The sequence below is a fragment of the Parasphingorhabdus pacifica genome, from assembly GCF_054779195.1.
Genome location: NZ_BAAGYS010000011.1, coordinates 1 through 12338, shown reverse-complemented (window position 1 = coordinate 12338; position 12338 = coordinate 1). Strand labels below are relative to the sequence as shown.

The following is a 12338-nucleotide window of genomic DNA, read 5'->3' as shown; positions in this document are numbered from 1 at the left end:
GCGTTTAAGAGGGCTCGACGGCCCGTACAGATTCATTCCAAGCCGATTAACCCTCGAACGGGTATTTCTGACACGCGATCGAAGTAGCGTCGGCTGTCTCGTGACCCGCGTGGAGAGCGGACGCCACCTCCGCCGCCAACCGAGGGGCCGCGAACGACGTCCCGCTCCAACTCGCGAACCCGTAAGTACGACCGCGACCGCGCTGCGCCAGCCGGACGTAACTGCTGACCACGTCGACGCCCGGAGCCGCGGCGTCCACCCACGGACCGTGGTTCGAGAAGTCCGCGCGCCGACCGTCCGCACCGGTCGCCGCCACCGCCAGCACGTCGGGCAGTGCGGCAGGCCAGAACGGCCGGTCGGTGGCGTGGTTCCCGGCCGCGGCGACCACCTTCACATCGGGATCACGCGCTATTTCGTCCCGCAGCACGGGCGGGCACGCATCGTCCGCGGTGTGGCATCCGGCGGTCAGCAGCACTGTTCCCACGCGCTCACCGCGTCGCCCGGCCGCACGCCGCAGTGACCGCAATCCGGAGGCCACAGTGAGGTCATCGGTGAATCCCAGCGACGACAACGCCCGGTGCGCCCTGATGGTGGCTCCCGGCGCATTGCCCAGGACGACTCCCGCGACGAACGTTCCGTGCCCCGCCTGCCGGTCCTGATCACGGTCGTCATCGGCGTCGAGAACCTCGGGAACCCGCTCGTACCAGGCACGATCGCGAAACCAAGGATGCGGGTCCAGCCCGGTGTCGAGAATCCCCACCGCGACGGCCGGTTCCCATCGCCGTTCGGGCGGCTCCGTGGACAGCGGTGCGGGCTCGGCGCCGGAACCGGTCCCGAACATCACCGGCGTCCCGAACATCACGGTCGAACCGAGATGCACGTGGTTGACCACGGCATCCGCCGTATCGGCCGCGATCTCGACGCAACGGTCCTGCTCCTCGTTTCGCAAGCGCACCCGCGCCAGCTCCAGGTCGTCGTCGTACCGGACCCGGTCCACCCAGCGTCGCAACCTCCCCAGCACCGGATCCAACCGGGACCTGGCCGTGACTATCTCGCCCTTCCGGACCAGGCATTCGGCCGGACCACCCGGATCGTGCAGCAGTAGATCATCCGCGTAGCGCGACCAACTGTCCCGCAGATCACTCAGGGTCCATCCGTTCTCGACGCTGCGTTCCACAAGGGACACCTTGCGCCCGACTTCGCGCGTCCACAGGGGACTCGCCGCGCGGTGTCCGGATCTCACCCGTCCGGCGAACCCAAAGACCTTTCGCGGTCGCCTGATTGCATGGAGAATCTCTGCAAGGTGGCCGCACAGCGGCATTTGGCGGCATGACACCCCCTGTCCGGGTGGTTGAAAACCGCATGGGGTGCCGACCATCCTGACTCACGAGAAGATGATGTCGCGCGTTCGCGTGGAGAATCCAGACAGGCGGTGATGGGCGTGACCAGTACCTGCGCACAGCGCAGTCGCTGGGCACGCATGCGTGCGCTGGCCGCGAGAGCCTCGCTCGTCGGCGGAATCGCCCTGGGCACGTGGCTGGGTGCGACGGCGGTCGGCGCGGCGGAACCCGCCACCGAAGTCGGACAGAGCACGAATGCCACCGCGTCCACCCAACAGCCGGGGCCTACTCCGGAAAGCGGAACCCCTTCGTCCGCCGAGTCGAGGACGGGTGCACCCGAACCGAGGCCGACGGACGGCCCGGCTGCCGCGAACACGGCGCACACCGGCACCGCGGAGAAATCGGGCACCGCCGCCGAATCCACGGGTTCCCCGAGTCAGAACGGATCGGGCATCTCGATCCGGCGAGTCGAGCCCGCCGCACCGGCGGAAATCCCACGCGCCCAGCCGACCGAACCCGCATCCGTCCAACCGGCCCAACCGGCGGCGCCCGCCGAACCCGCGCCGGTCCAACGGACACAACCGGCAGCTCCTGCCGAACCGGCAGTTGTGGACCCCGGAAAGCCCGCGTCTCCGGGGAAACCCGCCGAACCGCAGGTCGGCAAACCCGCCCCGGTCACGATCTCCCCACCCAACCTGCCCTCCTTCACGCCTCCGGGACTGGTTGACACACCGGCAGCCACGCCGCACGCGTCTTCCCCACCTCCCGGCCCGACCGCCGTGGAGCTGCCGCCCGGCCCGGACCATCCCGAACCGGTCCGGATGAGTTCCGAAGACGACATACGCGTCCGCAATACGAACGAGCGGCCCACGACCGCATCGGTGCCCCCGGTATCCGCGAATCACCCCGAACCGCTAGCCGATCAACCGGCCGGCGGCCCCGCTCCGGCACAGCTTCCGCCAGCACCGACCATGTCCGCCGCCGGATCGGCGAGCGGCATGAGCAGCGGACACCGGCATCTCGCGATCCTGACGGCAACCACCTTCGATCCGATGCCTGCCGCCTCGACCCACAGCTCCTCCGAAGGCGTTCTGCTCACCGGCATCGTGTCGGTCGAGCCCTCGACGTCACCGGATTGAATCTGCGGCGATTCGCCTGACCGGCGAGCGTCGAGTCTCGCCCGCTTCTTCCCATCCCCAGACCCGGGTGGCGTGTCGAATCCGCCACCGCAGAATCCGATCCGTGCCGCCTGCGCCCGGGCGGATCGGAATCGGGGCACCCAGGTGAGGCAGCTGCCAGCAGGATCCGTGACCTGCTGGAGGTCTCTGTCCGGCGCCCCGGCCTCGGTGCCGCACTGCCCCTGCAGCACCGAGGCGACACCGTGGGGAGCCACCTGCCGGCACGACGAGGGGCCGTGCCGGCGGGTGGCTCCCTCTTTCACTTCTCACGTGACCTGCGTTTCGCTCGGTCCGCCTGCCGGCAGGCCGCCGAGCCCCGCGGATGCGAGCGCGAGTCGGCGCACGGCTTCCTCGAGGTGCTCGGGTTCCAGCGTGTAAGGCAACCGCACGTGCCGTTCCAGCGCACCGTGCACGGCGAAGCGGGAACCGGCCGCCAACCGCACGCCCTGCCGCTCGGCCGCGACCGCGAGCCTGCTGCCTACCTGTTCTCCGAGATCGCACCACAGCGCCAGGCCACCGTCCGGCACTCGGAACGACCACTCCGGGAGGTGCTCGGCCAGCGCCGACACCAGCCGGTCCCGGCGAACGATCGATTCGGCTCGCCTGCGTCGAAGTACCGCTTCCGACTCGTCGAACAGCTCGGTCAGCACCAGTTGTTCGAGTACCGGGCTGCCGAGATCGAGTGCGGCACGGCCGGTCACCACTCGCTGCAGCAGTTCTTCGGGTGCCCGCAGCCACCCCAGGCGAATACCGCCCCAGAACGATTTGCTCGCCGAGCCGGTCACGATCACGCGTTCCGGGCCGAACGCCGCCATCGGCAGGGGTGGCGGTTGGTCACCGAGGTCGACGTCGACGAGGGTTTCGTCGACGACCGCCGTGGTCCGATTGCTCCGCAACGCTGCCGCCAACCGTTCGCGTCCCGGCTCGTCCAGCCGGAATCCGGTCGGGTTCTGGAAGTCCGGGATCAAGTAGGCCAGCCGAGGGGAGGTCTGGCGGATACCGGCTTCGACGAGATCGAGGTCCCATCCGTGTTCGGTCATGGGTGCCGCTACGGGGGTCGCGTTGATCCCGCGGATCGCCTCCAGCGCGTTGGGGTAGGTCGGATGCTCGACCAACACGCGGTCACCGGGCGCTACCAGGGTTCGCAGCACCAGCGCGAACGCGTGTTGCGCACCGTTGGTCACGAGGATCTGCCGCGGGTCGGTCGGCAGCCCCCTGGCGGTGAACCGCTCGGCGATTCGCTGCCGCAACGGAAGCAGGCCGTGGGGCTGGTAACCGTGCCCCGCGAACTCCTCGGGCAACCGCACGCGGGCGCGGTCGGTGGCCGCACCCAGTTCGGGCGGGGCGCCGGGTGCTGCCTGCGCCAGGTTGAAGATGTCGGGATCACCGGACGGGAACCAACCGCCGTTGGTGGTTTCCCGGTCCCCGTCGGGTAACTTCACCCACGAGCCGGCTCCTCTCCTGCTCGCGATGAAGCCCTCGTCGCGAAGCCGCTCGAGCGCGCGAGCCACGAGGGTCCTGCTCACTCCCAGCGATTCGGCAATGTCCCGTTCGGCGGGCAACCTGGTTCCCGGTGGCAGCCGACCGTCCAGGACGAGCTGGCGCACCCCGCTGTGCACGCCACGCGACGAGGTCTTCGTCGCTCCGTTTCCGAGCAGTTCTGCCAGCTTGCGGCCGGGTATCCGGCTCAACCACGGCGAAGACATGTGTCCAATAATGCCAGATTGGTTCTTGTTTTAGTATCCAATCGTGACTAGACACGACGCCGTGTCCACCAACGCTCCGAATTTGGACCTTTCCAATATCTCGATCCGCGACCGCCCCGCTCCACGTCTGCTCCAACTGGTGGTGGGACTGAGCCTGTTCGGCACCAGCATGGCGCTCATGGTCCGCTCCGGCCTCGGCCTCAACCCGTGGGACGTCCTGCACCAAGGGCTGGCCCCGCGCCTGGGGTGGAGCTTCGGGGCCGTCACCGCCCTGACCGGTGTACTGGTCCTGCTCGCCTGGTTCCCCCTCCGGCAACGTCCCGGGGTCGGCACGATCGCCAACGTCGCGATCATCGCGATCTCGGTAGACCTGGCACTGGCGATGATCCCGGCCGGAAGCACGCCCGCGCTGCGGCTGGCGCTGCTGATCGGCGGCATCCTGCTCAACGGTGTCGCCACGGCTCTCTACGTGGGCGCACGCCTCGGTCCCGGCCCGCGGGACGGCCTGACCACCGGTCTGAACGCGCGCACCGGCTGGTCGATTCGCGGGATCCGCACCGGTGTCGAGCTCGCCGTGCTGACCACGGGCTGGTTCCTCGGCGGCACGGTGGGGGTGGGGACGGTGCTGTTCGCGCTCCTGATCGGACCGATCACGCAGCTCTTCCTCCCGCTCGTGACGGTCGGCGACCATCGAGGCGGATAACCTCCCGGCATGCCGATCGTGCAGGTGGCCGAGCAAGCGGGCAGCGGGACCAGCGAAGACGTCGTGCGGGTGCTGCCCCGCGCCGTATCCGTACTGGACGGGGCGACCTCGCTGCGACCGACGGATCGGACCGGCGGCTGGTACGCCGAACGGCTCAGCGAGGCCCTCGGACCCAGGCTGGCGGAGGATGCCGATCTGACTCGGCTGCTCGCCGATTCGATCAGCGAGGTCGCCGCAACCCACGACCTCCAGCCCGGGAGCGCACCGTCGAGCACGGTGGCACTGCTCCGGTGGGACGACGCGCACGTCGAAGCGCTCGTGCTGGCGGACAGTCCGATCGTGGTGTTCACCGGCACGGGCGCGCACCCCGTGACCGATGATCGACTCGCGAACCTGCGCGCTCCCGGTGGTGACGGTTACCGCGACAGGTTGCGCTCCGGTGGCGGATTCGACGACGAGCACTGGAACGCGCTGCGGGACTCGGGCGATGCGACCGGGCGATGGCGCAACGTCGACGGAGGGTTCTGGGTCGCCGAGGCCGATCCCGCTGCCGCGTTCCGGGCCGCCCGAGCCCGGTGGCCCCGCGAGGCGGTGCGTTCGGTGCTGATCGCCACCGACGGCGTTTCCTGCGGCGTCGACGACTACGGTCTCTACCCGAGCTGGGCGGCGATGCTGGACCAGGCCGTCTCGGACGGTCCGCAACGCGTGCTGGACACCGTGCGCGCAGCGGAGGAGTCCGATGCGGACGGCACCCGCTGGCCACGCCCGAAACGCCACGACGATCAGGCTCTCGCACTCGTGCGGTTCGCGAACCCTCGTTGAACCGCAGCCACCACCCCGGAAGGACCGCTCGCCATGGTGCTGATCGACAGCGCGATCTACGACGAGGGGCAACGCCAACACGTACCCGAGAACTTGGACCAGACCTTTACCCAGCTGCGCGCGGAAACGGCCCGCAAGGGCAGGTTCGCTTGGATCGGCCTGTACCGCCCGAACCCCGCCGAGTTGGAGTCGGTCGCCGAGAAGTTCGACCTGCACCACCTCGCCGTCGAGGACGCGGTCCTCGCCCACCAGCGCCCGAAGTTGGAACGCTACGGGGAGACGCTATTCGTGGTGCTGCGCCCGGCCCGTTACGTGGACACGACCGAGAGCATCGAGATCGGTGAGGTGCACGTGTTCGTCGGCCCCGATTTCCTGATCACGGTCCGGCATGCCGAGGAACCCGACCTCGCCCAGGTCCGCACGCGCTTGGAGGACGAGCGGGAACTCCTACGGCACGGCCCCGAAACGGTCCTCTACGCGTTGCTGGACCGGGTGGTCGACGACTACCTCCCCGTCGTGGAGGGTCTGCAGAAGGACCTCGACGAGATCGAGACCGAGGTCTTCGGCGGTGAGCCGACGGTGTCCCGCCGGATTTACCAGCTCTCCCGCGAGGTGATCGAGTTCCAACGGGCCAGCCGTCCGCTGCTCGGCGTGCTCGAAGCTCTGGAGGACGGGTTCGACACCTACGACGTCGACGTCGAGCTGCGGCACAATCTGCGGGATGTCCGCGATCACGCGGCGCACGTGGCCGACCGGGTGGATTCCTTCCGTCAGCTGCTGCCGAACATCCTGACCGTGCATTCCTCGCTCGTCGCCCAACGACAGACCGAGGAGACGACCAGGCTCAGCGAAACCAGCCTCGCGCAGAACGAGGACGTCAAGCGGATCTCCTCATGGGCGGCGATCCTGTTCACTCCCACCTTGGTGGGAACCGTCTACGGAATGAACTTCACCACAATGCCCGAGTTGGACTGGAAGTTCGGATATCCGCTCTCCCTGGTTCTGATGGGCCTCGTAGCCGCACTCCTGTACACAGTGTTCAAGTGGCGCGACTGGCTGTGACCCTTTCTCCCGAATTCCGCCGAAAAAAGATCTCTGCAGCTAGAGACATCTGAGGTACTACGAAGTAACATTGGCTCCGTCCACCTGACCCCCAGGGGTGGACTTCGCGCCCCCGCACTCCCGGTGACCCCCAGGCCGGTCGAGCGCGGGGGCGCTCTACGTTTCCGGCCCGGCTCGGGACGGGAACCGGAGCGGCGATGCGAGGTAGCTGCCCGAGGTCACATCCCGGGGTGGCGACCCCGCCGACTCCGCTCACCAGCGCTCCATCGAGCCGGCGGCTTCCGAGTGATGCCGGCCATTCCCACCTCTCCCATCAACCACGAGCATTGATCACTCCCAGGAGAAAGAGAACTCCGGTGAGTAACTCCCCTATCGATGGTTACCCGATCGGGTGTCATTCGGAACCAACCAGAGTTGACACAAGTCCATTACGTGAAGGAGCGTCATGATTGGACTGAGAGGGGTTAGCTCCGTGAATCTTCACGCGCGCATAGAACTGTTCGGAGGCCCCGAGGACGGCCGCGAGTTCGTCCTCCCGACCGGAACGGACGGCTCGCCGGTAACGCCACTCCCCATCTCCTCGGCCCCCGACGAAAACCAGGACCCGAACGTCGCCATGTACGACAGGTCGCACCAGCGGCCGTGCGGTCAATGGATCTACCGCTACGCGGTCAACCTGCCGGTCAGCCACCCGGCCTGACCGGCAGGTGCCGGCGGCTTGGTCGGTCCATGATCCGAAGACGCTGCCGCGACGTCCGCCGGCGGCGATGGTCGCCTTGAGCGTGATCGTCGCCATGGTGTGCGGGACGGCTTGGTGGGCGCACAGCGAATACACCCGAGCCAGGGATCAGAGACACTTCTACGCACTCACGAAGCACTCGCCATGGCCCTGGCGTGACCTGCTCATCCCGGACGGCCTGCCGACCGACGACGGAACAAGGTCGTATCCGCGTCCGTCGATGACCTCGGACTGAGGGTGAGCTTTCCGATCACGACACCGGACGGTCACGGGCTCAGGGGGACGTACCGGATCCACAACCCGCTCCCCGGCGGGGACTACACGCACGGACCGAATTGCGGTGCCACGCGGATCCGAACCTGCGTTCCGCTCGGGGACGGGATCACGAAGGTGATCACGCACGACACCTTCAACAGCGATCCCTCGCTCGCGTTGTTTCAGACCGCGGTGGCCGTCTCTTCAGCGTCACCGGCTTCGACGGCCCCGCCAACGTGGACCAGCTGAATCGCCTACTCACCCAATCGCACCGCCCGAGCCGCGACGAGTTGCTCCAATTACTTCGTCCCCGAAATTTCGAGGTCGACTGGTGGCTCCCCTGAGAAATGAAGCGGGCACGTCCGCAACAGCGGGGTGGAGTCGTCGAGCGTCCACGAAGAACGCTATGTCACAGGAGAGACCCGGCGCGACGGAGCGGCAGATCAACGCCTCCCCGCAGGCGGCATGCGACCTCAAAAACAAGACAGGCCCCGCCGGAAACCGGTGGGGCCTTCTTACTGGTCTGAGCGGTGGCCAGGGGCGGGGTCGAACCGCCGACCTTCCGCTTTTCAGGTCCCGGAAAGATCGTTCACTGCTTCGTTTCTGCTGTTCACGTGGTGGTTAACGAAACGGCTGCAACAGTTGGGGCAGGGCCGAACGAGGGTGAACTGAGACGAGAACTGAGACGAAGCCGATTGCTCGGCATGGGCTACCCTCGGCCAACGTCGACCAGGATGGGCCATGCTCCTCTGCCCGGAGCCCTTCCGGAAGCTGTCTCTCAGCGCTTCCACGGCGATCTCAAAGCGCGATGAACGGCACCCTGTCGACCGAGCTCCGGCCACTATGAACGAGCCCGCAAGTTAACGACTATAGGTCCATAACCGGTAGGGCCATAAGCGCAGGTAGAGGATGGTCGCAGGTTCGAAATCCTGCCCGGGGCGCATTTTTGTTGATCACTCAACCGCGCCGATGGGTGGATCCACCCATCGGCATGGGTGAGCGGTTGAGTGTGCTGACCGATGTGGGGTGCGGCACGCCATACCTAGCGTCAACGGCATGACCACACAGCACATCGAGACCCTGATCATCGGCGCCGGCCAAGCCGGCCTGTCCACCGCCTACCACCTGAAGCAGCGCGACCGCGATTGCCTGATCGTCGACGGACTCGACCGGATCGGCGACAACTGGCGGCGGCACTACGACAGCCTCACACTGTTCACCCCAGCGCGGGCCAACAGCCTGGACGGCATGCCGTTCCCGGGCGACCCGTGGGCGTTTCCGAACAAGGACGAGTTCGCCGCGTACCTGGAGCTGTACGCCGTCGAGAACGACCTCCCGGTGCGGATGCGGACCCGGGTCGACCGGCTGACCGCGCACGAGGGCGGCGGGTTCACCGCCACCCTGGGGGTAGAGGAGGTCACCTGCGAAAACGTCGTCGTGGCCACCGGAACCTTCGGCCGTACGCCGCAGGTCCCGGCTTTCGCCGGCGAGATCGATCCCCGGATCCGGCAGATCCACTCCAGTGAGTACCGCCGGCCCACCCAGCTGCCCGACGGGCCGGCGCTGGTCGTCGGCGCTTCACACAGCGGGCTGGACATCGCCTACGAACTGGCCAAGACGCGTTCCACCACCCTGGTCGGACCCGCCCGCGGGAACGTTCCGCTCGAGTGGGGCTCGCGGCGATTCCGCATGATGTTCCCGGCCATCGAGTTCGCCTTCCGCCACGTACTCACCCGGCGTACGCCGATGGGACGCAAGACAATGCGGCAGGTCCGCCACCACGGTGTCCCGCAGCTACGCGTCAAGCGCCACCACCTCGCCGCACGGAGCGCGGAGTGGATCACCGAGCACGTCGCGGGCGTTACCGAGGGACTGCCGTGCCTCGATGACGGGCGCACATTCGACGTCGCGAGCATCGTCTGGGCCACCGGATTCCGGCAGGCCTACGACTGGATCGACCTCCCTCTGCCGATCGAGGACGGCTGGCCGGTGGAATACCGCGGCGTCGTCGACTCGGTACCGGGCTTCTACTTCTGCGGCCTGGCCTTCCAGTACTGCTTCGCCTCGGGCGAGATCAACGGAGTGGGCCGCGACGCGGCGTACCTCGCCGACCGGATCGTGGCCCGGACGGGCGCCAGTGCCTCAGTTGCCGCCTGACCACGCCTGCTAGGTACGAAGGAGCTGACGATAACTGCCACACTCACCAACCGACCCGCAACCACGAACGAGAACCCTTGGGCCAAAGGCAGAGCGCTGGTCGTCGCCGCCGGCCCGGTGCTGCTGACGCCGCCCTGCTCTGGCACCCGCCGCTGCCGGCCGGCTGCCCGACAGCGCCGGCGTGGCCGCTGCCGCGTCGGCGGACATCACGCGGTGGGGCCTGTCCCACCTCGCCCTCGCGCTCGCCTCCGGCGCGGGCGGGCTCGGGCTGGTGCTGATCGGGAGCGTCATGTTGGCCGTGCTCCCCGGCATGGAATTCGCCGTGGTCGCGGCGCATGAGACAGGAGCCGACCTCGCGGCGACCCTGACCGCTCTGGAGTCGTGGTTCGTGCCGATTCTCGTCGCCGGTGCGGTGCCGTTCGCGCTCGGCACCGTCCTGTTCGCGGTCGCCGTCGCTCGCACGACGACTTTCGCCCGCATTCCCACGGCCGTCATCGCCGGCGCCCTGGTGGTCTTCGGACTCCCGGGCGGTCCCGGTCGGGGTCGTGCAGTTCCACGTGCAGTCGGCGGCGGCATTGCTGGCTCTGCTGCCATTGGCCGTGGCCATCGGCACCACGCGGCTGCGCACCTTACGCACGCACGACTAACCTCGAGTCGAGGTGGTGTGCGATGGGCTTGGTCGACGATCTGCACCGGGCGCGGGAAGCCTACGAGCGCCGCGAGTGGGTGGCTGCGTACCGCGCGCTGTCGGACCTGGGCGACACGCACTTGCGGGCGGATGACTTCGCTGCCCTGGCGGTCACCGCGTTTCTGCTGGGCCGCCGCAACGACTGCGTCCAGGCGTGGCAGCGCGCCTACCAGGCCGAGCTCGAGGACGGCAACACCCTGGGAGCCGTCCGAGCGGCGTACTGGCTGGCGCTGACCTTGTGGCAGGGCGGGGAGGCCGCCATCGGCAGCGGCTGGCTGGCCCGGGGCGAGCGACTGCTCGAGAGCGTCGAGGGGGATGTGGTGGAGCGCGGCTACCTACTCGAACGGGCCACGTTCGGGCACATCGCCAAAGGCGAGTTCGCACAAGCAATTGCCACCGCGCCGAGGGTGACCGAGTACGGCCGACGCTTCAGCGACCCCGACCTGACCGCCATGGGCCTGCACACCGAGGGCAGGCTGACCATCTTCTCGGGACAGGTCGCCGCCGGGCTGCGCCTCCTCGACGAGGCGATGGTGTCGGTTCTGGCCGGGGAGGTCTCCCCCATCCTCTCCGGGGTTATCTACTGCTCGTCGGTCGAAGCCTGCCAGCAGATCTCCGACTTCGGCCGGATGAGCGAGTGGACCCACGCGCTGACCGTCTGGTGCGAGAGCCAGCCCGGCCTGGTGGCGTTCACCGGCCAGTGTGCGGTCCACCGCGGCCAGTTGATGCGGCTGCAAGGCGCCTACCGGGACGCGATCAGCGAGCTCGAGCATGCGGCTGGACGGTACGCCGCGGCCGGGGGCAGCCCCGCGGTCGGACAGGCCCATTACGAGTGTGGCGAAGCGCTGCGCATCAGCGGCAAGCACGACGCGGCCGAGGCCGCCTACGCGGAAGCGGCCGGGTACGGGCACCCGGCCCAGCCCGGCCGGGCGCTGCTGTGGCTGGCTCGCGGCCGGCCCGATGCGGCGTCGGCCGCGATCCACCGCGTGCTGGCCGAGGCGCGGGATCCGGTGCACCGCTCACAAATGCTGCCGGCCGCCGTCGACGTGCTGGCAGACGTGGGTGAGATCGAAGACGCCGCGTCCTTGGCCGACGAGCTCCGCGGGTTCGGATCGGCCTTCGGTTGCACCGCGCTCCGAGCGGCCGGCGAGTACGCGACCGCATCGGTCGCCGTCGCTGCCGGTGACGCCGAGGACGCGCTCGCGGCCGCCCGGAGCGCTGCCGACGGCTGGTCCCGGTTGTCCGCACCGTACGAGGTGGCCCGGTGTCGCGTGCTGATCGGACGAGCACTGCGCCTCCTCGGTGACGCGGAGTCGGCGGCGGCCGATCTCGACGAGGCTCGGCGGGCGTTCGCGCGCCTCGGTGCCGCACCGGCCGAGCACGACGTCGCCAAGCTCCTGGGGGATGCGCGGGCACCCGGCGGCTTGAGTCCACGCGAGATCGAGGTGTTGCGGCTCGTCGCCGCGGGCAACAGCAATCCCGAGATCGCGGCGACGCTGGTGCTGTCGGAGAAGACGGTCGCCCGGCATCTGTCGAACATCTTCGCCAAGCTCGACGTCGGGTCCCGGACCGCGGCCGCGGCGTTCGCGTTCGAGAACCACCTGGTCTGAGGATGATCTAGGCCCAATACCGCTTACTTAGGTGGTTTTGGTCGGGTCTTGGTGGGTTTGGTGGCGGGGACGATGGTG

At 68.4% G+C, this 12338-nt stretch carries 10 protein-coding genes; 8 read left to right on the top strand and 2 right to left on the bottom strand.

Annotated elements, in window-relative coordinates:
• Positions 1-46 precede the first annotated feature (46 nt).
• On the bottom strand, positions 47-1177 hold the full coding sequence (locus ACYVAN_RS16935; protein ID WP_460960714.1) for a S8 family peptidase: 1131 nt from the start codon (positions 1175-1177) through the stop codon (positions 47-49).
• Between the two features lie 264 nt (positions 1178-1441).
• Here ACYVAN_RS16935 and ACYVAN_RS16930 point away from each other — a divergent pair, with 264 nt between their 5' ends.
• Entirely contained in the window at positions 1442-2479 is a 1038-nt protein-coding gene (locus ACYVAN_RS16930) for a hypothetical protein (protein ID WP_460960713.1), read from the top strand.
• A gap of 305 nt (positions 2480-2784) precedes the next feature.
• On the opposite strand, the gene yczR is transcribed toward ACYVAN_RS16930, so the two are convergent.
• Positions 2785-4224, bottom strand: a complete 1440-nt coding sequence (gene yczR, locus ACYVAN_RS16925) for a MocR-like transcription factor YczR (protein WP_460960711.1) — start codon at positions 4222-4224, stop codon at positions 2785-2787.
• A gap of 43 nt (positions 4225-4267) precedes the next feature.
• Here yczR and yczE point away from each other — a divergent pair, with 43 nt between their 5' ends.
• From yczE to ACYVAN_RS16890, 7 genes are all read left to right on the top strand, one after another.
• Positions 4268-4927, top strand: coding sequence for a membrane protein YczE (yczE, locus tag ACYVAN_RS16920; RefSeq protein WP_460960709.1), 660 nt, complete (start codon positions 4268-4270; stop codon positions 4925-4927).
• A 9-nt stretch (positions 4928-4936) separates the two neighbouring features.
• Complete coding sequence (locus ACYVAN_RS16915; protein WP_460960707.1) at positions 4937-5749, top strand: hypothetical protein; 813 nt, start codon at positions 4937-4939, stop codon at positions 5747-5749.
• A 33-nt stretch (positions 5750-5782) separates the two neighbouring features.
• The gene (locus ACYVAN_RS16910) at positions 5783-6811 is read left to right on the top strand and encodes a magnesium and cobalt transport protein CorA (protein WP_460960705.1); all 1029 of its coding nucleotides are present in this window, start codon (positions 5783-5785) and stop codon (positions 6809-6811) included.
• A gap of 472 nt (positions 6812-7283) precedes the next feature.
• Positions 7284-7511 (top strand): hypothetical protein, encoded by a 228-nt coding sequence (locus ACYVAN_RS16905; protein WP_460960703.1) that lies wholly within the window; start codon positions 7284-7286, stop codon positions 7509-7511.
• A 67-nt stretch (positions 7512-7578) separates the two neighbouring features.
• Complete coding sequence (locus ACYVAN_RS16900; protein ID WP_460960701.1) at positions 7579-7785, top strand: hypothetical protein; 207 nt, start codon at positions 7579-7581, stop codon at positions 7783-7785.
• 1076 nt (positions 7786-8861) lie between these two features.
• The gene (locus ACYVAN_RS16895) at positions 8862-9962 is read left to right on the top strand and encodes a flavin-containing monooxygenase (protein ID WP_460960699.1); all 1101 of its coding nucleotides are present in this window, start codon (positions 8862-8864) and stop codon (positions 9960-9962) included.
• 669 nt (positions 9963-10631) lie between these two features.
• Positions 10632-12260 carry a response regulator transcription factor gene (locus ACYVAN_RS16890; RefSeq protein ID WP_460960697.1) on the top strand — a complete coding sequence of 543 codons (1629 nt, stop codon included), beginning with the start codon at positions 10632-10634 and terminating at the stop codon, positions 12258-12260.
• The last annotated feature ends 78 nt before the right edge of the window (positions 12261-12338 follow it).

What these genes read in the sequence shown, in the direction of transcription:
- ACYVAN_RS16895 (WP_460960699.1), top strand. Translation starts at nt 8,862, where the DNA reads ATGACCACACAGCACATCGAGACCCTGATCATCGGCGCCGGCCAAGCC.
- ACYVAN_RS16900 (WP_460960701.1), top strand. Translation starts at nt 7,579, where the DNA reads ATGGTCGCCTTGAGCGTGATCGTCGCCATGGTGTGCGGGACGGCTTGG.
- ACYVAN_RS16890 (WP_460960697.1), top strand. Translation starts at nt 10,632, where the DNA reads ATGGGCTTGGTCGACGATCTGCACCGGGCGCGGGAAGCCTACGAGCGC.
- ACYVAN_RS16915 (WP_460960707.1), top strand. Translation starts at nt 4,937, where the DNA reads ATGCCGATCGTGCAGGTGGCCGAGCAAGCGGGCAGCGGGACCAGCGAA.
- yczR (WP_460960711.1), bottom strand. Translation starts at nt 4,224, where the DNA reads ATGTCTTCGCCGTGGTTGAGCCGGATACCCGGCCGCAAGCTGGCAGAA.
- ACYVAN_RS16910 (WP_460960705.1), top strand. Translation starts at nt 5,783, where the DNA reads ATGGTGCTGATCGACAGCGCGATCTACGACGAGGGGCAACGCCAACAC.